This window comes from Candidatus Omnitrophota bacterium, from assembly GCA_028699255.1.
Lineage (GTDB): Bacteria > Omnitrophota > Gorgyraeia > 2-01-FULL-45-10 > 2-01-FULL-45-10 > FEN-1322.
In genome coordinates this window covers 87,656-114,348 of the sequence record JAQVUX010000008.1, presented here as the reverse complement: position 1 = coordinate 114,348, position 26,693 = coordinate 87,656, and the positions used below count along the sequence as shown (strand labels likewise).

The window sequence follows — 26,693 nt, the reverse complement described above, 5'->3', positions numbered from 1 at the left end:
GGTAACCTACGCGGTTGTACTGGTGACGATGGTTACGACCTCGATAACATCTTCTCGAATCTGCCCATAGCCATACAATTCTACAATACCGCGGAGAAACGTATCAACGTCATCCTGAATAACACCATATCCCGCATGAATAAAGAAGGCCAGACAGTAGCGGCCCTTATCACAGGCGGCTACCACACCAAAGGTATATCCGAGCTACTAAAGCAGAAAGAGACCTCCTATTTAGTAATACTGCCTAAGTTCGACGCCTCAAAGCCTGAAAGGCCATACGTAGCGATACTGACCAATAAGAAAGACAACTACGAAGAGCTATTGGAATCGGGTAAGTACCAGCTATTAACCGATAACTACTTAAAAGACGGCATCCAGGACCCCAAGAAGATAGAAGGCTTTATTAAGGAGATAGTAGTAGTCTCCATAGGCCAGGCGGCCATAGAGCGTAAAGACATCGCCAGTGTCAAGAAGCTGTGGATCGAGAGCTACAAGAGAGCGTATGAAGCTTCCGCGTCATTGCGGAAAGAGGAAGAAATTCCTTCGACCGTCATTACGGGGAACGCGAAAGACACAGCGGATAACCGCGCAGGTAACCGCGTAGGTAACCTACGCGGTTGTACGGGTGACGATGGTTTAGGCGACCAGCATATAGCGACGACGACGAACTTCCCCGCCACAGGGGAATTCAATGTTGAGAATATTGCCAGAGTTATCGAATATATTGATGCCAGAAGCAAGGGTGCCACGAAATCTGTGGTGAAATATACCGGGCTCGATGGATCAACCCAGTATTATTTTGTTGAAGAGCTGAGGGATTCTTTCTCAGGAGTAGTGACCACCAGAGTTACGCCTACTGTAGCGAGTGAATTCCCAGGTCAGCAGAAATTACAGGCCGCGTCGATCGTGGCGGCTCCTGTCGGTGCGCCGGCCACAGTTGCCCCGACGCCAGTGCCATCGGCAGATATAAAGGAAAGTCTCATCAAAGCGGTATTGACGAGGCTCGAAACACTTAATGGCGATGCAGAAAATAACATTGGTAGGGTCTGTAATGCGGTAATTCCTCAAGAGTATAAGATTTATCAGGATGATATAAAAACCGAGGTAATAAGCAGATTAAAAGTTTCAAAGCAATCTCAGCCACTCGAGCCGCGGAAAGTCGAACCGGTGGCCGAAACGCCAAAAGCCGCCGCTCCGGAGATTGCTAAACCAACGACGCTTCCAAAACCGGCTGTTTCCGCCGAGCAACGTATTCCGGCTTCTGCCGATAGATCCGAACTCCCTGCGCCGGCAAACATTCCCACGACTCCCGCCGCGGATTCCCGCGCCGTTCCGTCCGAGAGTGTTACAAAAAAAGTCGAAACCGGGCAGGCCGGTTTGTCTATCTCGTCGTTATTAAGGTCATTTAAAAATCATGTTATCCGGACTATGCCGGACATTAAGGAAATTAGTTGGAATGCTATACCTGAACAAAACCGATTGTGGATTATCACCGCATTAGAAGTTGCCGGGATCGTGACGGTATTTGTCGCTCTCCATGCCTTTGGCGTGATCAACCTGAACTGTCCCTCGATCGTTTCGGAGGTACTGGTAAAGCTCGCATCGGTGGACATACGAGACGTACATAAATGGCTTATGGGACCCGGCGCACCTGCCCTGCTTGTTTCAATCGCGCTCCTGGCCGCATTTTTCAAAACGCAACGGTTCGCGCAGGGTGATACCGATACAGTGCCCAGATATATCGATGGGAATGCGACCGCGCGAATAAGGCCATCGTCTTTTGTTGCGGCAAAACAACGCAGTATAATAGGCCTCGCATGGAAAGCGGTTGACGATGAGATCAAAGAGAGTTTGTCGGAGCAAGGTGAAACGTCGCAAGATTATCTGACAGTGGAGCGCGAAAGAAACACGTATTTTACTCTCGGCGCTTTATTAAAACCGGAATATAAAATATTTTTGACAGTCCGGAATGAAAGCCCCTATAAAACAAGAATGCTTCAAATTATGAATAGGATAGCGCAGTTGTTGCATGAGGAGGGAATAAGCGCCGATGTGTCGGTGACGAAAAGAGATGAATTCGAATCCATAACCGAGATATGCGTTAATGTAAATGTAAATATCGGTAATTTACGAAGAATATGGCTGGCCTTGGGCACCGGCGATTTTAAATTCGATGAAGAAACCGCAAATTATAGAGAGTTAACCAAAGACGAAATAATCGCGAAACTTGAAGAAAGAGTCGGAACATATTTATACGCTATGCCTCCCGGATCTGCCGAGCGCAAAAATCTCGAAACATACTTCTATGGTGACGGTACCCAGAAGAATGTAGGCCTCATAAATATAGTCAAAGATCCGGCCAAATACGGCGACCTGCAGGCTATAAAGATCGAGTCATACGATGATCCCGACCGCCTAAAGAATGCATGTTCTTACAATGATCTGGAAAAGGTTGCCGGGGCCAATCCGTTCTTTGCTGAATTCGTACGGAGACAGAATGCAGATCGGTATGTATTTTTGGCGCGTGCGGCGGGAAGCTGTTTCCAGACTTTCAGTATCGGGAATCTATTTGAAGGTAATCCCGATCGTGGCAATATATTTTTCATCTCTAAAGATACCGTTGGCGAATCTTTTGCGCGCATTATGAATCATACTATTAACAGTATGGTAGAGCGGTATAGTGAAGATAACCTTGAGACTCCGACATACGAATGGCTTGAGGATGCCGTGGTAAATTATTTCCTGGATACTATATATATGGGTGAATGCGAAATAATAGCGCGGGACAAGGTAACCGGCGCAAAGCATACTTTGGGCATATCCCGCGTCAGAGATGTAATGGCGCGCAGGATGTCTGACGGTACCAAGATAGAATATTTTACCGTATTAAGCCCACATGACAGATCAACGGAGATTGGGAAGGTTTGCATGAAAGACGGCGTTCCTGTGTCGGCTACCGCTACAGGCAAAATAAAAGATACCATAAATGCGGCCAAGATGGACATAACAGTGGAAGATATAAATAATTATCTGCCAATAGCCGAGCTTCTGAACGCCATTTATCGCCAATACGAAACATCAGGCATATTGGACAATCTTCAGCCGAACAGTACATTGTGCGTCGTCGATGAATTTGCGGACGGGTCATTTGATTTTGTGACAAAATATATCATTGAAAAAAAGACGGTCAATACTCCGAGGCCGATAAAAGTAAAAATATTCATCGGGGCCACGCGATCGTGGCGCGTTTCGTCCATGCCGGACTATCCTACCTTGAAGGAGAAAGATATCAGTGCCGTATTTGGGATTTCTACGCAAGAGGCGAAGGAGATAATAGATAATGTCTCAAAAGTGGCAGATTTTGTTCCGCACCCTATAATGGTCCCGCCGCAGAAGAAACCTGTTTTGAGTAGTGACATGCAATTGCAGTTTGAGAACGAAGAAGTCGTAATAGGGGCTTATCTGAAATCCCTCCTTATTTACAATGCAGTCGTTGCCTTTCACAATAAATATAATCGTAAAGATACGCTCATAGGGGATAAGATTTTGATACCCACTGGAGAGCAGGTAGCCATAGGGGCCGCTCCCGCATCATTGCCGTTTATGGTTGAACAACGCCCGTCTGCTCAACGCTACATGACGCCGGATATTATTATGGCGGTGCATGAGATTTTAGCATCGAACGTTTTTTACAATAAATTTAAAGAATTCGGAGTTACGCGAGAGACAGTGCAGAAAGTTACTATAGACGAAGTTAGGACGGCAGGTCATCCGAGAGCTCCATGGGGAAGAGACGTATTAACGTTAAGTATTTATACGCCTGACGGTGTTCGACAATTTTCCGTAGTGTTATATAGAAGAGGGTATAATCTAGATCCCAGTATTTCCAATTCTTATGAGTGCGTAGCATCCAGGTTCTTCTATCTATATCGCGACATGAGGCTGGAAAATTATGACAGCGAGTTAAAAAAATGCGGCATAGACTATCATGACATTATAAATGAGATCGAGCCACGGCTTAGGCGCATTTTTAAAGAATATAAGGATAGGCTTACATGGAGCGATTTCCTTAACATTGATTATGTCAGACAGCAGGGGGTAGGTGCCGTATATGCGTATCTCGTAAAAAGAAATATTCCACCTGATATTATCGAAAAAGCCTTTGCTATCGTAGGATTCTCCGAGACCAAAACAGAGTATCAAAAGTCGCAGTGCGTATTGACACCGTACCTGCCGGCGAACATTCTGTATATGGACACCGATGATCACGTATATTTTGGTTGTAAGGTACGAATCTTGTCCGGAAATCCTACCGCGCAGGAAGTGCTAATAAATCAATCCTATAAGGGTGAAGACCTCTCCGTTAAGCCTGCCATATTGAGCGCAATCAAGAAAGAGATAGTAAAGAAACTGCTTTACTATCATAATCACGATCAACTCGTTTATAATGCCATTGCCGAAAAATTCATGCTCGATCGAAATGTCAGGGCAGATGATGTGCAACGATTAAACCGTGAACTTTCAAAATTGAATGGCGTCGAACTCGATAATGATAGAAAGAATTTCTTGAGCAATATATGCGGCATAACGGAATTTAATGCCAATATTGGCGAAATGCTAGTTGCGTCGTTTAGTGAACTGCACACGGCAAGACGCTATCCTTTTGATATTACTCTTAACGATTTCATTGTAAGAAAAGGAAATGCCGAATCTCCGGACGCTGTCTTTGTGGATTTGACCGCACAGGGCGGATATGTCAGATTTACCCGCGACAATGAACTTGTCCGCCATATAAATGAGAGATTAGGTATATCATACGATATAATTTTCTCTGTAGTTCAGGAGTTTGATAGAAATGGTACCTATTCGGCTTTGCGTTTCTGCCAAAATATTATTGCCGATGAGGTTGAAGAAACGCCTTTAAAGGCATACGCGATAAGAGCTATGTCATCGATGCCGTCGCAAGTGCAAAGCACTATAGATAATACTCGGAATGACCTGACGAAACCCTTGCCGGATCCGCTCATCACGAAGCCGGAGGCTATGGGCGCCAATGAGCCTGAAAAGCCGTCAAAGGGCCCAAGTATTTTCTCTGTCTTACCGCTATTCGCGCTAAGCTCCGATCATATGGCGGCAGGCATAGTCTGCTCGATCGCTTTCACAATAGCAATGCTTATCTGGCAACGCATAAGAGACGCGCGGGACAAAAAGTATGCGCGTATATCTACATCGATAGCCGAGAGCATTAAGGAGCTTAAAAAAAGAACATGGGATAATTTTAAAACCGTCTCCTTTGAATTGAGAAAAATAGGAGTTCCCGCCATACCCAAGCTGGTGGAAGTCGCAGTTCATGATATGCGTGAAAGTAACAGGGAAAAGGCCATTGTAATTTTAAGGCGGATAATCAAAGAGCGGTATATGGCGGGAAAAGTAGCTCGTGTGGAATTAAAGGCTTGGACGCAGGCGGGTAACCGGATATATGCGAGGGAAAACGCCGCAGTGGCGATGGAAAAACTGGGCTTGGGGAAGGCCGCTACCGTGCCATTTTCTTTGCCGTCGCTATTTTTCAACAGATTCGTATCTTTAATACCCATAGCGTTCATAGTAACTCTTGCGACCGGTTGCGCGCAAACCGCTCCGCATGGGCCGGTTGTGTCGACGGGAAATTATGCGATAACATTAGCGTTTACGGCTTTACTGCTTTTTGGTGTTGTCCGCGCCGGTATTATGCTATGGCGGGAATGGTCCCGCCCGAAGGTAGCGGTGGAAGCGAAAAACCCAGTCTTGTTTTTGGAAAAACCGGCCGCGCCTGCAGTCGTTGCGGTTAATGCCGCCGCTCCATCAAACAGCCCGCAGAGTACTGAAGATAAGATACAGGAAGTTATAGCAAAGATACTCGCGATACCGGATATAAACGAGGAAAGTGCGGAAGCGCGCAAGTTTCTGGAAGGATTCGCCGCATCAATGCCTCATGAGCATAGGACGCAGGCCGATTTCGGGCGTATTTATGATCAAATGTTGACGGCGTACCGGCATTATAAGTCATTGCAGGATGACGCCGGGTTTGGTTTGGAAATATTTAATCCCCGCGACCAATCGGGTAAACTTGTCGGGCATACGGATATAATGCTTGTGATAAAGAATGCCAAAGGGCTGGTACCTATAGTTACTAAGGCCGTGGAAGACGTCGGTGCCTGGGTCTCGATGTGGCATTACAAGTACGGAGATGCCATCGTTATGGTAATAGAGGCGTGCCGGGCGGATGCCGCTGGAGCGCCTGTAATAGATACTCCCATCCCGGAAGATGGAATCGAATCTTTAAGAAAAAATCTTCTCGGTATAGATATAAACGCGGTTGAAAATAAAGAAGCTGTTATAGAAGGCGCAGGTTCAAGCAGACAGGAGATAGTTTTTGGGATCACAGACGAGTTGCACACGATACATGGCATGGATATATACATGACATCGGTTGTGCTTCCCAGCGATAAACCGCACGTGCGTGAATTGAAGATAGAAAAGGAGATAGGTTATTTTCTAAGTGTCATGGAAAAAATCCCTGATAATATTGCCCCGTCTGAAATAATAAAAAGGCTGACGGACGATACGATATCGCTTATAAGGAAAAGATGGAAGCGTTGCGAGTTGTCATTTGACGCTGTTTTTGCGAAAGCGATGGATGAATTACCCGATCAAACAGAATTTTTAAATAAGATTGCCGATGCGGCAGAGAAGATAATGAATGACCGGGAGCAGTTGAGCCCTGAGGATATACCTGCGGAACTCGAGCTTTTCAGGAATGCCCGCCGTAAGGTTGAGCAGGAGCTTGCCAATATAATAGCATCATTCAGGAATCGCGGCGAGGAGGAGTACGCAGAACGATTTGAGATTATAACTTATGGTTTTGAAGGTAAGGGCGGGATTATTAACGAATTTAAAGGGATCGAAAACCAGATAAAAGGTGTAGCGGGGGCCGAAGGCGAAAGGTGTGTCCGAGCCGCCTCAATCATATATAAAAAGGCCGCGATTATGCGGCTTTCAGCCGAAAAGGCCATAGCTAAAGGAAACGCTCATTTCGCGAGTGCGCAAAATGATGGGTACAATGTGTATAATAATATGCTGATTCATCTGCATGGTATTCACTCACTCGATGTAGGCAGGCCTGCCCCTGAAGTTTTAGCTCAGAGAGTTACTTCCGCTCAAACACGACTTAAGGAGGCGCTTATCCAGATAAGGCAGGAGATGGATTCCGGCAACAGATATTATTTTAAGCCTTTTGTGCAAGACCTCGAGGAAACGGCAGTGCATCTTATAGCTTCACAAAAGATAACAGCGGTAAGCGCAGTTTACGAACTTGCCGAACTTGAGGAGTCCAATATCAATCAAAGATCAGAAATCCCGCCGGCGGAAAAGGAAAGCATGAAATTCGGAGTGCGTTATACCGCGACACGGATAGCGGAGATAATAGAAGGCGCATACGTTGGAGATGTTTCATGCGATGGCGATAGTATAGTATTGATATGCGATAGTATTGATCCTGCGAAGGTGTGGAGGATAAAACGTAACAGGCCCGATGTCAAGGTTCTTGTGACGCCCGTTGGCAGTAGTACGGCCCATGTAACGGTCGCGGCCAGGCAGGCGGGATTCATAATAATCCCGGGCGCGCACGTGAAAGACGCGGAAGGTTTTGTGCTGGCGACCAAAAGATTAGAAGCGAACAGGCCGGTGATTGTCGACGCGGCTAACGGGCTTGTCATACAAGATCCTTCGGAACGGACGATGGCCGGATACGCAAGGGTCAGTAAGCGGCTTAAGGAAAGAGAAGCGTTTTATAAGACCAGGGCCGCATCGCCCGCCCGGACAAAAGATACTGCGGCGGAGCTTACGGTATTGGCGGACGTCGCTAATCTGGGCCAGATCGAAGCCGCCAGGCAGAATGGCGCATTCGGTACCGGTTTATACAGGCTTGAGTGGCTTTATGACGCCGCACAAAGGCCGACCGAAGAAGAGATGGAAAAGCTGTTTAATACCGCATCTGATGCCATGAAGCCGGGCGAACCTCTTACCATACGTCTTATCGATATGCGCATGGACAAGAAACCGATGACTCTCGAAGCTACCAGGCTGGGCGGTTGCGAATATTACTTTAATGAAAGTCCGGAGAATGAAGGCCGGAAGGTTGTGCGCGAAGAATTACGGGCTATTATGAAAGCATACGCCTCCAGCGATAAGAAGAATCTCGAGATACTTTTCCCGATGGTATCTGCCGCTTATATTCCTCGTATCGACGCTCTCATAAAGGGCGTTAAACAGGAGCTCATAGCCGAAGGAGTACCTGCGAAAGAAATAGAGGGTATAAAAATAGGCGGAATGTTCGAAACCCCGGATGCCGCCGCCCAGGCGGCAGAGCTTTTCGATTATTTCGATTTCATGAAAGTGGGCATGAACGATTTTTATACAGAATCTCTCCCGGGAGCCGACAGGGATCTCCCCGAGTTTGAAAAATACTTCAGCACATTAAATCCTACGGTACTCGGCAGGTTGATTTATATAGCCGAACAGGCCAAGGCCAAAGGTAAAGATCTCGGTTTTTGCGGCGAACCGGCATCGAATCCCAGATTTGCTTTTTTCGTTATGCGTTTAAAGGAGATACATCCGCGAATATCGGTAACGTCGAATATGGGCGTTATCCCGCGGTTAAAAGAGATGATCCGGCATACGACGGTGAAAGAATGTTTTGAGCTGTTCAAAGATGTTCAACCCGTTACGGATCCGGCAATGCTACCGGATATGAGCGATGCGCTTGATCTCGCGGTGAGAGATTTTGAGCGTCTTATAGAGTCCAGAGCATTGCGGGCGATAGAGTTTAAAAGATTTTCAAAAGAATATAGGGCCAGACATAATATGATGGCGGCCTCCATCCGCCTCATCGGCGACTGGTGGGACGCACACATCAAACCGCGGACGGGGATAGGGTACGATCCGTTCGTTGTGGCACCGAGGGTGGAGGAGGCTATTAAAGTCGGCGTGCCTCTTACAGCGTTAAGCTTACTCAATACATTCAATCACAATATGCCTGTACTGAATGCCGGTATATTTATCGGACTGCTGGTTGCCGCGGGTGTGGCGTTTGTATTCGCGCACGCGCTGGATGTCAGGGCTCCTCCTGGGCTGGAAGGCAGAAATATCTTCTCCCGCACTTTTCTCACAATAAAATCGCTTTCCAAAGAAAATCGCCATGATCTTTTCTGGGCTCCGCGCAGGGTCGCCTTACAGGGCGGCTTTATGGCCTTGCTGGTCCTTCCGTTCATTGGGCTCCCGGCGTTTTTACCATTCATTGCCGGTATAATGGCCATGCTTTCCATATCATATCATCGCCGTATTAATAGATATGTGGAATCCGAGCAAGCAAAAGGTAAAAACCTCGGGTTTTCGACGATGAAGAAGGCGGGTGGGAGAGAGAAGGAGCCCGTAATAGCCCGCCCGGAGTTTTCTGATCCGACCTGGCGCGCCGTCTGCGAAAAACTTTATACGATGATAAATGAACGCCTTCCGAAAAATGATGCGGAGCTGAAGGATTGGGTTGAAGATACACAGCGCGATTTGGATGCTCAGCCATTTCCAAGCAAAGATGCCGTCAATCTGGATAAAGACTTAAGCCGTATGGTGAAATCCGTCGGCGGCTTGACCCGCATAAAAGTATGGCTCGGTTACGAGAGGACCATGCGCGTAGGGGTAAGCAATGTCATGTTTAAATACGGGCACATAGGAACGCAGGAAGCGGCTGACCGGGAAGCCGAACGGTTTATAGAGAATAGGCATTACGGGGATCTCCAGATCCTGAACGACTATTGTGATCAATCGGATATTATGTTTTCTTCGGAGATTGCGGATAGGGTAGAGGGTGCGCTTGAAGAGAAAGGGAAAGTCGATGAGCAGTTGACGCCGTTCGGGTTGCACCACATACAGTATGAGCGGATGGAATATTTTCGTGTTAATGATCCGCAGATATTTGAAATCATGCGCTCGGAAACTTACAACAATCTGATAACAGTCATCGGGTGGATAGCGGACAATAATGGTTCGCGCTCCAAATATGAGATGATTTCGAATAATAGGGTTGCCGCGAACCGGTTGGACTGGTTGCTGAGGAACGATCGTGAAGAGTTCAAAAGAGCGCTTGCGGATCTCACCGCGAATCAGCTTCCTGAGGTTCGAAGCGTGATGGACGAGTTTCGAAAGACGCCTTACGGTAAAATTATTTTAAGGGAATTTGATATAAGAACCCCCGCATCAATAAGCGAGTTGGCTTTTCACGGTATGGGCCCGCATGAAGTGGCACAAGCATTATCAGATGAAAAAAAGACGCCGGAAGAATTAGCCGCCGCCAAAATCAAGAGAGCAAGATTTAACGGGCACAAAAAAATTATTGCCAGCGCCGCGAAACATACCGCCAGGCCAGGACAAGCTTTATTGGAGCTCACTGCCGCGACAGCCGCTCTTGCGGCGATCGTGGCGTATGCGTTAGGCTATACCCCCGCGTTCGTTACATTGCTTGCGGCATCGGTCTTCACGCTACTTGCCGCATACATTTTGCATATTATTCAAATCGGTATTTTCACTGCCACCGAACTATGGAAAATCGAAAGCAGTATTCCGCGTCCGCCTCCGGCAAAGTTTATATATGATGAGATCAGGAATATAGAAAGGGAGGCGGCGACTCTTATTTTAAAGGCGCAGTTTTTTGCCGGGCATAAAAATTTGTCGCAAATAGCGCTTAGCGCACTGGATGAAGCGGCCTGTATTTATGCCGGGATTTCTGACTCGTTTATTCCAGACGATATAATGTTGGCAATTGCAGTTACAGCCAGTGAAATACTGTTCTACATGCAAGAGGATGTTCATGAAAAAGTATTGAGCGAATTCGATAATCATCCGTCACTTGTCATAATGCGTAGTTTTTATACTCAAGAGATTCGAAATGCTTTTGATGAACATGTGGAAACCGTATCAGCTAAAGTCCGGCAGTCAGTATCCCCGGCTTATCATTCCGGGTTTTGGTCGTGGCTAACGACAATAATAAAGAAAACCATCAGCCGTCCAGGCTCCGGAGTGATGATGATAAGTCTTGCCGGAATTTCTACCACAGCGCTTGTCGCTACTATGGGAACGGCCTCTATTGGCATAACTTTCACGGAATATTTTATGCCCGTTGTTAAAAATGCTTCACCGGCGCCGTTAGGGGATATGATTCTGGAACAGGTTGCGCCCATAATCTCGCAAGCCGCACTGCTTATTATTTCACCGCTTGTATTACTATTCACAGTGCCCATGGATTTCGTAAAGCGATTGGTCCAAAAATTAGCGATAACGCGGAACGTGTTAAAAAAGATAGTGTTTACAATCGCGGGCGCGGGCCTTCTCACGGTACTGATGGGCGCCGCGGCTCCAGAGGCGTATTTAAATAACACCGGCACGATGTGGCTTGGGAACACAGCTTTCATGTTAGGATTTGCCCTTGCCGCGGTTTTAGCGTTTCCTTCGGGAGCCGGGAAGATATCCGCTCTGATAAGGGCATTAAAATCTCAGGATAGAAGGACCCGCTGGGAGTCTGTGATAGCCCTCAGCGAGATGGGCCCGCCTGCGAAAGCGGCTGTTCCCGCCCTCGCCAAGGCGTTAAGAGATCATGACGCAGATGTTCGTCATGGAGCCGCGACAGCTCTTACGAATAAGGGTCCTGCCGCAATTTCTGTTTTGGCCGAGGCATTGGAAGATACTGACGCGGGAGTCCGCCGGGAAGTCGCGATAGCCCTCGGTAATATAGGTGCGCCTGCCAAAGTGGCCGTTCCCACCCTTGTTAAAACATTAAGAGATCCTTATTCATATGTCCGCCGGGAAGCCGTGATAGCTCTCGGTAAGATAGGCCCGTCTGCTAAAGCGGCCATTCCTGTCCTCGCTGAGGCGTTAAGACATCATGACATAAACGTCCGCCGGGAAGCTGTAATAGCCCTCGGCGAGATGGGCCCGCCTGCGGAAGCGGCTGTTCCAGCCCTCACCAAGGCGTTAGAAGATCCTGATGAAGATGTCAGTCGGAAAGCTGTAATAGCTCTCGGTAAGATGGGCCCGTCTGCTAAAGCGGCCATCCCCGCCCTCGCTAAGGCATTAAGAGGTTATGACATAAACATCCGTCAGGAAGCCGCAATAGCCCTTGTAAAGATCGATCCCGCCGCAATTTCTATTTTTATTGCGGCACTGGAAGATGCTAATGCAGGAGGTTGGTATGAAGCCACAATAGCCATAGGCGAGATGGATTCGCCTGCCAAAGCGGGAGCTTCTTATGCATATGTCGGCCTGGAGGCCGCGATAGTTCTCGGTATGATGGGCCCGTCTGCCAAAGCGGCCGTCCCCGCTCTTACCAAGGCATTAAAACATCATGATATAAATGTCCGTCGGGAAGCAGTAATAGCCCTCGGTAAGATAGGCGCGGACGCCAAAGCGGCCGTCCCCGCTCTTACCAAGGCGTTAGATGATCCTGACATAAATGTCTGCCGGGAAGCCACGATAGCCCTTGTAAAGATTGGCGACGACGCAGTTTCGATCCTTATCAATATATTGGAATACTCTGCCACGGATAGCCGCATTATGACAATCGTAGCCGTCCTCGGCGAAATGGGCCCGTCTGCTAAAGCGGCCGTCCCCGCCCTCGTTCGGATATTGAAAAAGTCCCAATCGATTATTGTCAGTTGTAAAGTTGTGGAGGTCCTCGCCGAGATAGGCCACGGCGTATCAGCCGCAGTTTCGGCTCTCAAGGAGGCATTGGATAATGAAAACCTGATTGTCCGCGTGATGGCGAGAGTGGCCCTGAACAAGATCAATTTCAATGTTCAAGACCTGTCAGGCGTTGCCGATGAAAGCTTATTTATGGCTTGTGAGCGTGGTCCTGACCCGGAAACGTTAAAGCCGTATCTTTTCGTGCCGGTCAGCCGTCTTAAGATAGCGGATAAAAGTTTATTTAATGCGGAAGTAAAAGCCGGGCGGATAGTGAAAAGAGGGAACAGGTATTACTTTGTGTTCAAAAACCCTCTCTATAAATACGATCTGCCGATCAGTCTTGACGAAGAACCGATAAATAACAGGTCGCTCGTATTCTATTCGGAGGCGGGAGACGTTATTTATAAAGGCGAAGGCGCATCCCATCCGTTTTATAGGAAGGATGGCTCCGGCATTAAAAGATTAATGAATATTAAGTTAGGAGAAACCCCTCATATTTTATACGGCGGCCTGCCGGCGAGCGAAGCGAGTATGGACAAAGACGGCCTGCTAAGGAAGGAATTCGAAGAGTTAAAAAATACCGGGGACCCTGTCTATACCGCCGCGGCGCAATACGGTATCGACATAGGCATGTTCCGCGCTCCCATAGCGATGGCTCGTCCGACGCACCTGCCCGCGTATGAGATGGAATCCAATGGCCAGGCTAAGCTTAGTTTTATTCCTATAAAGCGTTTTCTCAAGATCGCGGGTATTCCCCTTAAACATGAAGAAGAGAACGATCCCGTCATATATATCTATAGAGTATTTTCCAACAGGAGGATGCTCGAGCTAAATAAAACCAACACTCTCAAACATGTATTCGGCAACAAGATCCCTTCGGAGGAAGATAAAAAGAAGATTTTATTATCTTTCGCGGCCAGGTGCGCTCTATTTATTTATATAGTACATAAGAAACTTAATGGCACATGCCATAACAAATACGGCTCGGTATTTAGCGGCCACAACTGTAATTGGCAGACATTCTTCGATTACGATACCATAATGCTTGAAAGTAAAGAGGATAATGACGGTAGCGTTTTATATGCAGATATCTCCGATGCCAAAATACAAATTTGCAGGTTTGCGGATATGCTTGGTATAAACCATGAGTCGGCTTACAAAGTCTTCACTGAAGTTTTTACCGCTAAATCTGTTAAGTCAAAAACTGTGTCCGAAGCCCGCCATCCGCGCGTTGCGGCTGGGCCGATGTTCATGGGTTTTATCCTGGTTACGATGTTCCCGCGCCTTGCGATGTGGATTAACCTCGCCTGGAGCGCGGTAAAAGGGTTCATTTTCGGCACCGGCACGACGTCGGTCATCAGTTTACCTACCGGCATCCCTACTAAGATTACGGAAGACTTGACCCGTGTATCGCGCGCCATAGAAAATACAAGACTTGAGGCAGAGAAGATATTCGGCGTAAACGCTCCCGCCATTCCAACGAAAATCACCGTCGGAATACCGCCCTCGGCAATCACTGCCCGCAAGGCGGCTATCGAAACGATCTTAAGCTCGGCAGGCGGTAAATACGAAGTAGTAACCGTCGATAATATCGCAGTATTCGCCGATGAGTCCGCTGATCGAGGCACGGCGAGGATATTCATAGATAATGATATCTCCGGGGAAGCCATAAAAGAGCACATCCTATTAGCGAAGCTCGCCACAAACTATTCCGGCGTATTGGCTACAGCCAATATAGACAGGGCATTGGTAAAAGAGATAACCGACCTCATTAAAGATATCCTCGGTGATGACGCCATGAGCTTGAACGCCGCGGAGATATTCTTAAGGGTAGGCGAAGCCGTCAAAGATTCGGTTAAAAAAGAGAAGATAGCACGGTTAGCGGGGCTCGTAGCCTTGCAACAGAACGCTGTCGCGGGCCAGTCTCAATACACTCAGGATGAGCTCTACAAAGGTATGAATGCGCCCCATATCATAAATAAGAGCGTTATCCATTCAACGACTGAAGAAGTAGCGGTGCAGGATCGGTCATACGGCCGCAATCTCAATAAAACAGAAAGCTTAGGCGTAACCAATGTCTTCATCCACGGCGATATATTCAAAGACGAAGCTCAGGCAAAGAGGTTCCTGGTAGAGTCCGGCTACAATGGCAACTTCGATAACATCAGGTTCGTAAGCAAGACAGGCAAAACCTACGAAGAGATAATTAAAGAAGTAAAGTCGAAGGCCCCCAACGCTGTCAATATAGGTATCAGAACGGCTAAGGGTGAGTTCAAAGACATAGATTCGTCTCTTGCGGTAACTCTCGAGATACAACCGATAACGATAAACGGCAGAAATATCCTCATGACCATGGATACATATGAGGTACTGCTCAAGATACTTAAACTCACCGAAGGCGCGCCTATAGAAAGCGTCGCTTTGGACAGCATACTGCCCGGTGTTATATTCGACTCCAGGACGGGCATGTTCAGGTATCTGCCCAAGACACTGCCCATAAACTACGGTGAAGAGTTAGAGACGTATCGCGCGGCGATATTAGTACTGGCCGCCGCGGCGTAATACTATATTTTCCACCCCGGGGTGGAAATAGCAATGTTTTTTAACTAACCCGTCAGGTCCTGCAGACTTGTAGGGGTTAGGGTTGGCTTCGTCTTAAGTGGGTCTGCCAAGCACCCGCGAGACGGAGCCAACCACTTTAACCATTTTCGACCTCGGAGGTGCGACCTCGGAGGTCGAACGGGTCAAGTTTAGGTATAAAAAAGCCAGATTTTGAATATTGACATACCTTATATAGTATGCTAAACTTGCAGAACATAGTATAAATAAATAAAAAGTCAGTTATTAACATTCGAATCATTTACTGGAGGGTGTGATGGAAATATTGCCAAAGTTCGGACGGAATAAACTTATTACAAAGATAATATCGTTGGTTGTAATCCAATCTTTCATCCTGTCGAGCATCTCGTTCGCCGCAATTACAAAGGACAAATCCAAGGCACCCAAGATCACCCCGATAGCCGCGACCGCCGACAATGTTACCGTCGAAAAAGATTTCGGCATAATAAAATCCAGGTTTGCCGGCAACAGCAACAAGCTTGTTATAAACATCCAGGACGCGCACTGCAATTACGAAGCGCAGACCAATATCGTTAATATCCTCGAAGGGCTTATCAATCACTACGACCTTAAACTTGTCTCCGTAGAAGGCGCCGACGGCATTATCGACACCACGTGGTTTAAGGCATTCCCCGATGAAGAAGTACGCAAAGAGGTCGCGACATACTTCATGAAGAAGGGCGAGATCACCGGCCCCGAATTTCTCTCCATTACGAAGGATTATCCCATAAGCCTGTTCGGAGCGGAGGATAGGAAATCCTACTTAGAGAACCTTAACGCTTTCACGTCGAGCTATCCGCTGAAGGCGGAAGTCGAAAAATATTATAACTCGATAAAGGGCGCTCTAAGCCGCCTGAAAACGCTTATTTATAATGACGGCCTGAAGGCGATGGACGCTAAGTCGCAGGACTATGAGTCGAAGAAGATACAGTTTAACGAATACATCCGTTTTCTGCAGGCTGAGGCCGAGAAAGAGAAGATAAACCTGCGCGGTTACGAGAATTTCTTCCGGCTCGTGAGCGTTCTCATATATGAGAAGAAGATAGATTTTAATGTCACCGACAAAGAACGCAGTGCCCTGATAGACGAGCTCAGCCGCTCGATATCGAAAGACGCGCTGACGGAACTTGTCGCCAAGTCGATCGACTTTAAGGCGGGCAAGATATCGTCGGTAGAGTTTTACAATCACCTGAAGAAGCTGTCCAATGAATGCGACATCGATCTTTCCAAAAAATACGTCAATCTCTACAACTACATCGTATATAATTCCGTTTACGCAAAGATAGACAATGAAAAGCTCTTTAACGACATAAAGCTGGTCGAGAACACGATAAAAGAGAAGCTCTTCCAGAACGACGATCAGAGAACGCTCGACAAGCTGTCGCGCCACATCGATATCCTGCTCGGCATGGTCAATATAAAACTCTTAAACGGCGACTTTAATTATTACCAGACGCACCGCGAAGAGTTCTCGCACGAGGCGTTCACCTCATTTATTCAAAAGAAGACGACACAGTACGGCCTCGCTTATCAAGTCGAGCCGCCTACCGAAGCTGTCGCGAAGAGCATACCGAAGCTCGAGGATTTTTACTCCATAGCGATTAAGCGCGACAAGGCGCTCGTGGATAATACGTTGAAAGAGATGTCGAAGGAGAAGCAGAATGTCGCGGTCCTCGTGACGGGCGGTTTTCACTCCGAAGGCATGTCGAGGCTGTTAGAAAAAGAAGGCGTATCATATATAGTGATATGCCCGTCCATCACCAAAGACGTGCCCACGCCATATATACAGATACTCACAAACCAGCGAACACCGCTCGAAGATATACTCACGAGCCCCGAAGCGAAGAAGAGCATGCTCGCGCCCTTCTCAAGAGTTCTCTACGCGCCGTTAGATGAAGAGCACCTGCGCGAATTACTTTATACGGCAACCACGCATCCCCGCGCCCGCGATAAAATAGACGCGGGATTGAAGAGCACCATAGAAGGCTTTATAGGCGAAGCGCAGGATGTGCGTCGCCAAATGATCACGCGGTTTATACAGCAGTGGCTTATCGATAAATTGCCTTTTGTAGCGAAGCATCCGTATGCGCGCGATGAAGCTATAATGAAAGAAGCGTATCTTAAAGCGATGCAGGCGGGCCTTACTGATAGCGGAATGGATATAAAGACTGCGGACAAGGTTGTGAAGGCTATATCAAGCCTGCCCGAATTCGATCGCATATTCACTACCATATTTAACAGAGTTATGCCCGCCGCAGGCGTTGCTTCATATATACGCCGTAGCGCTGTGGTAGTGCCGGGCGAAACACTCGTATCGGGAAATGCGGCAAAATCTGAAATACTTACCGCCGCGGGGATATTTACCGAAAATGGGCAATTAAATAATTCATCTTTTAGTTCGAATAATTCTAATGACTATCGCATTATCCGGTTAAAAGACGGCCGATATTTTATTCTCGAAGTAGCAAGCGGTATAGCGGGTTATACAGACCCCGTTACAGGCAAAATGACGCAAGTTTCCGGCGGCGGGACAGGCGTCAGTCAAAATATTACGCTCGCACAGGCATATTCCACCCCGGAGTTGTTTGACTCATACATCGTACAGGCTGTTTCCGGGGCCGCTAAAATCATACCGGAGTTGCCTAAACTTATTGCGGATTATAACAGTTGGAAGAAGGCCGAAGTAGCGCCTCTTGAAAAACAACTTGCCGCGTTGCAACAGGAAAATACGGAAGATTCCCGCGGTAAGGCGAAAGAGCTTAAAAAACAGATCGACGACATGATAAAAAAACGGGTCGCGGTTATAGACGATCTTCTTTCGGAAAAATATAATTCGCCTATGGCCGAACAGTTTGTGGGGTCACTTGCCGGTATAACGAGCGATAGCCTCGTTTCCGATATCCCCACATTAGAAGAGTTTAGAAAATCACCCGATTATTCAAAATATATGGCGATGGCCAGGGAGATGACGCTTGGTTCATCTATCGGCGAACTGGACGTATACGGCGGAGCCGCGTCGAGATTGTTCGGTGAGGGCCAGGCCGCGGATACGTCGTTATCTTTTGCCGGGCATGATATTTATCAGATAGCGGAATTACAGGGCATGACACTCCCCGATAACGCTATTAAAGGATTAAACGTTATGACGCGTATAGCTCTTCAAAAATGGCTGGATGTGGAAGAAGAGCTAAAAAGAAAGTATGAAGGCACAGGCAAAGCCGAAGAAGAGATAAGAAAAGAACGCGAAAAAATTATGGCGCAAAAGTCGTGGATTATAGTGGTAAATGATGAGAGCGGACTTCCGTTATTGCAGGAGATGGTGGCGCATAATCATTATGGTTTTGATCCTGAGCGGGTTGTTTTTGTGGTACAGCCCACTTTCCACGGGTACTCGTATGATGAAAACGGCAGAGCCGTACGCATTGACAGCACCAGGCCCACTCCGCCGGGTCATGGTTCCGCTACCATGCAGGCTCTTAATGAAGGCAGGGCATTCTGGGTAGACAAGAACGGCCGTATCCATAATATAAACGAAGACGCGGAAACGTACCTTCATAAAAAAACCGGGGTCAGGCTTTGGGTGCAGGGACGCGTAAACGATATTTTAAAATTGGGATATACTAAATCGCAACATCCCGAATTAGCTTTGCACGAAGTCGATATGGGCATACTCGCGTTAACTTTGAGCCAGATGGAAGACGTCGATACTTTATCTCACGGCAAAAATGCGGTTCTTGAACAGGTTGGTTCGGATCCGCGCATAAAAGGCGCCGCGCCTATCCAGGCGGGCGGCAGGCAATTCTTGGTTGAGAAGGTAGCGATGTCGGCTCAGGTGAGAAAGGTAGCTATAGGCGAGGGAAAACCGCAGAATAGATTCTTTAATTTTTATAAACGGCTCGCGCTTCGCGAAGTGAAAAGACAGGGGTTGCCGGTTTATTTGAGATTCCGCGATGGTTATCTCTATGCCGAGACCGTTACCGGCGATATTACAATGTTGAAAGGTATGAATGCCGGCTGGGCTATGGAAACGACCCGCCAGCTTACCGATTATAAAGATCTCGCTACTCTTGAGAACGGCGTCGGCGGGGCGCTTAAACAGGATTCCGATCCTGTTTTCAGAAAATATGCTATAGCGGAAGCGAAGCGGTCACGGGATAGCGTTAACATAACCGGTCTTGAGCTGGCGGCAGGGTTGAATAATAATACTCCTGCCGGCGCGGTGAAGAATGACGGTTTTATGACCGGGCAAATGATGGAACACGAGCAGGTGTATGTAGAAGGCAGGGCTATCCCAGCAGGCGACAGCAAGTCTGCGGTGATGGGCTCTATGGAGAATTTAATGGGTATTACTCATGAACAGGCTTCGAGTCTTCATGAAAGGCTTAGCAGGGAGTTGTACCCTAATTCGCGAGCGCTTTTGACCGGCGGCAGTATTATATTGGTAAATAGCCGTCTTATATGGATTGCGGCATACGGCGATAGCGAAGACAGGAAGACGGCGATATTGGATCTTTCTGCCGGCGCGGTACTCGATCGTAATGTGTATACAGACCATATTTCTCTCAGCGCAGGCTCCTTCAGGTTCGAAGCGGCAGGGCCGATATTGACAATAAAAACCTCGGGCGTAGTGTTAACGACCGTTAATATAGACGATCTGGCCGCCGCATCATCCGCTGATCAAAAACTCGGTACGATAAATCTGAGAGACGTACTTAATAACCCGTCCGATACGTATGAAATTCCCATGACGCAATTGATCGAGCAATATGGCGCGAATATAAAATGGGCCATTGACAGGATGCAGAAATCGACAGCAGGTACGCGTGGCATAATTGATAAAGACGACGTTCTTGGCGGCCCGCAATTGAATGCGGCCGTTGTAGCGTTTATGGCGCAGGGATACGCGGATTACATAAAAAATAATTTCCCGGCGGAACAGCAGGCGGTGTTTATAGGATTTGATCCTAGATATTTTTCGAGAGAATTTGCGCAGATAATTACAAGGGTATTTCTGGCCAACGGCATTATTGTTTACAGGGATGAGAATGAAGCGTACAGCCAAACGCCGGTAACATCATATATGGCTTATCATTTCAAATTAGCCTGCGGCATCGAGATCACGTCCAGTCATAATCCGCCCAACCAGAATGGCATTAAATCCATGACGTGGTATGGAGGCGTCGACACCGATGATGTAAGCGCAAAAATCGCCTCGTACATTCAAAAGAGATATGAGGATGGGCTTAAAGGCAAAGGGACGCTTAAGATAGCGGCGTATGACACCTCTACAATACGCACGGTACCTGCTAAAAAAATATATTATGAAAATTATATGTCCCGGCTTTTTGACGCAAATACCGTTACGACGATGAAACAGGCGATGGATAATGGCGCGCGGTTTATCTTCGATGGTTTATACGGTGTTGCGGGCTCGAGCATGGAATACTATCTAAACAGGATATTTACCGATTATGATTGGCGTGGCAAGATAATAGTTATGAACGGCACTCCGGATTCGGCTATAGGCGGTATAGCGCGGCCAGATCCATCGAATCCCAAGACGCTCGAACTTTCGGGAGTGCTCGAAAAACTTGCGTCGACTCCGGGTGTCCTCATCGCGGCGACCGCGGATATGGACGCCGACAGGATAGGCACATCGGTCATAATACCGGACAAAGATGTGGAGCGCGCGAAGAGATGCGGCCTGTTTGTTTCCCAGATGAGGTTCGCCGGCAATACGGTGAATATCGTCCGATTCACACCAAATCAGATATTTACTCTCATAGCATATGAACGGGTTCTCCAGGCATACGAGCGCAAGATCGGCACGAGAGGTTTTGACGCGATACAAAAGGCGATAGCCGAAGGCCGGGCGCCCGAACTCTACCTATTGACCTCTATACCGTCCTCCCTGATCGCAAAACAGATGATGGAGAAATTCGGCGGCAAGGTTATACTTACTACAGTTGGGTACAAGAATCTCGGATATGAGGCCGAACGGATAGAGCGCGAAAACCCAAATGCTATAGTAGTAGCGCTTACGGAAGAATCCGGCGGGGGACAGATAGCGCCATTCATGCGCGACACGCGCGGCCGAGGTGTTCACAAAGATAAAGATACGATAGTGCTTGCTCTTGCGCTATTTTCGCAAGCGTCGCGTTTATATAACGACGGTAATAAGAATCTTCTCGACCTGTATTCCGACATGGCTGAAAAACTCGGCGGACTTTTCTACTATGAAAGAATAGACGCTTACTTGCCTAATCAACAGATGGCCGAGAGTCTCAGTCTTGAAGACCAGCAGACCGCGGAAGGAATTAAAGCGGATTTTGTCAGGCACTACCGTGCGATCGATCATGTCACGGAGCCGGGCGCTGTCAAAAGTAATCTTGATGACCCAAAAAATATAAGCACCCTTGCTTCTTTATTCGGTAAGTCCGCAAAAAATATAGTTAGTGTTCAAGAGGTGCCGGTGGTTAATACCATACTTCTGGTAGGCGAGGGTGATAATTGGCAACATATCCAGCCGGTTGCAAAGAGATTTGTTTTTGAGGATGGAGAAGTCATTGAGGTCTTTCATACAGGCAGGAATGACCAGGAAGGGCCAAGTATAGCGATATATAATCCTGACGGAACTCTAAAGGCGCGAACCTTATTACGGGCTTCCGGGACCGAGAGCTTGATACGCATTTATCTCGAAATATTCGAGCCGCAGGCAAATCCGAACCCAGGGAACCTTGTTACGTATTTTAGGCCTCTCTTAGAATATCTTGGCCTGCAAAATTATTCCTTGAAATCCGGCGGTGAAAATTATCTCAGTGAATACGCCTCCAGTGTAAGTAAAAAGTACGATATCGCGCAACCCGCCAAATCTCCGGAAATTCCACAACGGCCTGCGGCTATAGTTGCGGCAACTTTTGACCAACCCATCGTCGCGCAGGAAAAAGTTATACCGACGGGGTCAGCTCCTGCCGGAAGCAATTCAGTAGTTACGACTATAGACGATACGACCCCGGATGTGGAGATTGCCAAAGCCTTGGCGCCGCTTACTACTGATACGATTGATCAGATACCTTCGTGGGTTCCGGGCAATTTTCCATTAAGCGCGTATATTGAAGCGTCGCGCGCTACGCTCAGTGAAACGGTAAGGAGTGTCGCGACTCGTCAGGGTGTCGGTGTTAATTCCGACGTCGCGGCCATTGTCGCGATCGATACCGATATAGGCGACCGCGGCGCACGTGACATCGCCCAGGCGGTTGAAAATCGGCTCAGGGATATGCAGATTGGCGATGACGCTGTAGTAATAGTTAGAGCTTCAGGAGCCGGCCTGGTAGAGGCTATTAATAAAGAAAGAACGCGTTTAACGGCCCTTGGTAAACGCGTTGCGGTAGTTATTAATACAAATACGTCTGTGAATAGCGCCGTCGAAGAACAGTTGAACGTTATAGTAAGAGAGACGAACACAGGCCTTACAGATCAAAACGGCCAGCCGGTTGGTCAAAGCGCGTTACTTAAAATGGATAATCGCGACAAGAGGGCATTCTCCGTGCTCGGGCTTATCGATGTCGATATGAGGATAGCGTTCAATCAAGGCGATGAGAATATATTGAGAGGTTTAAACAGCATAGCGGTTAACGCAAGAACCGGCCAGCATTTCACCAGTAGTGACCTGGCAGGGATCTTGTGCGGTCAATTACATCTTAAACCGATGACGCCTGTCGATGTTAACAATATCGACGATTTGCAGAGAGGCGAAAAAGCGGCAGGCCACTCGCTGTAACCATATTCTCGACCTCCGAGGTGCGACCTCGGAGGTCGAATCGGTAGTTCAGTTTAACCGCGCGGAAGCACATTCCGCGCGGTTTTATTTTACGCGCTCTTTTATTTTACGGTTTATATGATATAATTAGGCTAATAAAACATAAAATAAACCTAAAGGGAGACCGCTATGGCCGAAAGGGCATATAAGAGAAAGCATTATTTAATAAACAAAAGATTCCAGCTCAAATATACCGTCGGGATAGTGGCTCTCATGCTCGCGATAATGCTCGCCACGGGCTTCGGCCTCTACATGGGCATGTGGGGCTCCATCATAGAGAACTTCTCGAAGTTCAAAGTCTCGCAGAACCTCGAGACCGCCCGGCGGATAGCCGGTTACGAGGAGGCCAGGTACGGCACAGGCGACTACCGCTTAGAGAAGATATTCCGCGAGGCGGAGCTATTGAGCGCCGAGGAGCAGAATACACTGAAAGACGCCCTCCAGTCGGTGAACCGTTCGCTTGTCCCGAAGATAGCGATACTCTCCGTTCTGATATTCATAGCGGGCATATTCGTTTCACACAAGATCGCCGGCCCGATGTTCAGAATAGAGCATTCCGCAGAAGCTATACAGCGCGGCGACCTGCGGGTGCATTTTAATCTGCGCAGGGACGACGAGATGCACGATGTCGCCTCTGCCCTCGAGGAGATGGTCGAAACGCTCCACGAGGATATCAGGAAGATCAAAATCGAATCCGCCGCCCTGGAGGAGAAGATCGCCATCCTCTCCGGCAAAGGGTTCATACCCAGAGATGAAGCGGATCGATTAAAGGATATCCTCGCCGGAATCGGTTCGGTCTTATTAAAATATAAAACGTGATAATATATAAAATACCCATAGCGTTATTTTTATCTCTGGCGCTTGTCTTTGCGACCGCCCTGCCCGCTTTTTCCACAGACGCCGAATTCGTTGATAGATTAGAATACGACACGCTCCACTATTTCGCGGGTGAGGCGAACGCCGCCAACGGCCTTATAAAGGACTCTTCCCGCCCGGGCGCGCCGTGCAGTGTGGCCGCCGTGGGGTTCGGATTAACCGTCCTGTGCATAGGCGACTCCCGCGGCTGGATCGACAGGGAGCAGGTCTACGAGCGGGTACTGAAGACGCTTAAATATTTTCGCGATGATGTCCCGAACGAACACGGTTTCTTCTATCATTTTCTGGACATGCGCACGGGCAAACGCACGTGGAGTTCCGAACTCTCATCCATCGACACGGCTCTTTTTATGGCGGGCGCGTTATTCGCGGGGGAGTATTTTAAAGGTACCGAGGCCGAGGATGTGGCCCGTCAGATATACGAAAGAGTCGACTGGCCATGGATGATGAATGGCCGCAAGGTCATATGTATGGGCTGGCGGCCGGAGGAAGGTTTCCTGCCGTACTACTGGGATTCCTACAGCGAGGCGATGATACTCTATGCTCTCGCAATAGGCTCGCCGACGCATCCGATCCCTCCCGGCTCCTGGTACGAATGGGCCCGTCCCGTCGACACCTATGCCGATAACAAAGTCGTATATTGCTACACCGGAAGCATCTTCACCTACCAGTATTCCCACGCCTGGATAGACTTCCGCCGCCTGAATGACACCGACGGCACCAACTATTACGCAAATTCCGTGGCCGCTACGACGGCGAACCGCGCCTTCTGCTCCGACAGGGCGGACGAGTATAAGACGTACGGCGAAGATTGCTGGGGGCTCACCGCGTGTCTGGGGCCGAAGGGCTACAAAGGGTACGGCGCACGGCCTGGGGAAGCGTTTAATGACGGTACGATAGCGCCGAGCGGCATGGCAGGCTCGGTGGTATTCGACTGGGCCGCCTCGTTTGCCGGGCTCAAATATCTTTATGACAACCACAAGAGTTTTTTATATGGGAAATACGGGTTCAAGGACGCGTTTAATCTCGACAAAAGTTGGTGGGCGGAAGAATATCTCGGCATAGATCAGGGCATAACCGTGCTTATGCTCGAGAATTACAAGACCGGCCTTGTCTGGAGCCATTTTATGCGCTTAGCTCCGATAAAGAGGTGGATAAAACTTTGTTTTAAGGTAAATGGTTGACAAATAATTAATATATGTTAAGATTAATAGAAAATCGGGAAAGGAAGGCTATGAAAAAATTTCGCGGCGTTATTTTTCAAACTGTGACGATAGTTTTTTGCAGTTTTCTTTTCATAGCTCCTGCTTTCAGCGAATCAACTTCAACTTCTTCAATTTCAAAAACCGACGACCCCTCCATTGTTGCCGCTTCGGATGCCACAACTTCAGATATAACTATGCCTAAAGCTGAAGGCATAGTTATTACTCCGCAAGGCCTTGTAAAGACGACAAACATTCAGGCGGAGCCGGTTCTCAAGAGAATAGACATAAACAGGATAAGCGCCCAACCCTCTTACGAGACATTCGAAGGTTTAAGATTGGCCAAGTATTTTACCATTGCCCAGAGAGTGGAGATATATCAGGAGCCCAGGCCGATAGACGCTTACATAATGGACGCCAAGAAGATACGATGGCTCCACGCCAACCAGCCGTGGAATACCCGGGCCGATTTTAGAAGTCAGATAAAGCCGATATTCACGAGGGCATATGGTACTGAAATAACGATGTCCGATCCGAAGAATAAGGAAGGGCAATGGCGTTATACCCACGATTACCGTGACATATATCAGAACCAGTTCCCGATATACCGCGAAGAATCGTATCGAAACGTAAACTACAATCACGAACAGTGGGACCAGAATGAAATACTCTGGATGCACGCCAAGCGCATACCCGGCTGTGAATGGACCGAGACTATGAACTTTGGCTATAGATATTCCACAATGAATGCCAAGAATGACGGCTCAACAAACGCTTATTACGAGACAAGGCACACGTATTTCGCGTATTTTTCGCTCGCGCCTACCGAGAGATTTGAGATATTCGGCCAGTTTGAATATTTCAAATCGCGCCGGCCGAAGTCCGATTTTACCTATAATCCGGACCATTACCTGTATGCGGGCGAGCTCAGGATAAAATCTAAGGATCTCAAGACGCTTATTGTTCCGAGAGTAAGCTATTCGAGCGACGACTATTATCCGTTCCTGAACAGATTCAGCAAATATGAGTTTTCATTCAGGATAGGCCATGACTTTACCCCGAAGCTCAGCGCCACGAACACAACCCGGGCCAATTTTGCGTACAGAGATGAATACGATAATAAGGCGCCAACATATGTTGATTCAAATCCCATATTTGATATGGCAGGATGGGTTGGCAATGAAACACGTGCGCAGTATAATTTCTACGACAAGCTGTGGGCGCAGGGCGGTTTTGACTTCGCGGCCGGTACCAATATGTGCGATTTCGATAACTGCGGCATCCTGACGGGCCTCGAATATTACGCGCCGGGCCTTATCAGAGTCGATGTCGGTTATAGGGGCAACTATTATTACAATATCGAAGATTACATGTCCTCCATCTATTTCAAAGTTTACTTCTTCATGTAA

General features: G+C 47.9%; 5 protein-coding genes. All 5 read left to right on the top strand.

Going from position 1 to position 26,693, the window contains the following annotated elements:
- Nucleotides 1–135 precede the first annotated feature (135 nt).
- The 5 genes from PHS46_07305 (at nucleotide 136) to PHS46_07285 (ending at nucleotide 26,693) form a co-directional block, all read left to right on the top strand.
- Nucleotides 136–15,330, top strand: a complete 15,195-nt coding sequence (locus PHS46_07305; protein ID MDD3906313.1) for a HEAT repeat domain-containing protein — start codon at nucleotides 136–138, stop codon at nucleotides 15,328–15,330.
- Nucleotides 15,331–15,643: 313 nt separating this feature from the next.
- Nucleotides 15,644–23,167, top strand: a complete 7,524-nt coding sequence (locus PHS46_07300; protein MDD3906312.1) for a hypothetical protein — start codon at nucleotides 15,644–15,646, stop codon at nucleotides 23,165–23,167.
- Nucleotides 23,168–23,335: 168 nt separating this feature from the next.
- The gene (locus PHS46_07295; protein MDD3906311.1) at nucleotides 23,336–24,025 is read left to right on the top strand and encodes a methyl-accepting chemotaxis protein; all 690 of its coding nucleotides are present in this window, start codon (nucleotides 23,336–23,338) and stop codon (nucleotides 24,023–24,025) included.
- Nucleotides 24,022–25,266, top strand: a complete 1,245-nt coding sequence (locus tag PHS46_07290) for a glucoamylase family protein (protein ID MDD3906310.1) — start codon at nucleotides 24,022–24,024, stop codon at nucleotides 25,264–25,266. The genes PHS46_07295 and PHS46_07290 overlap by 4 nt, the downstream gene beginning before the upstream one ends.
- A gap of 50 nt (nucleotides 25,267–25,316) precedes the next feature.
- Nucleotides 25,317–26,693: a hypothetical protein gene (locus tag PHS46_07285; protein MDD3906309.1), complete on the top strand. Its 1,377-nt coding sequence runs from the start codon at nucleotides 25,317–25,319 to the stop codon at nucleotides 26,691–26,693.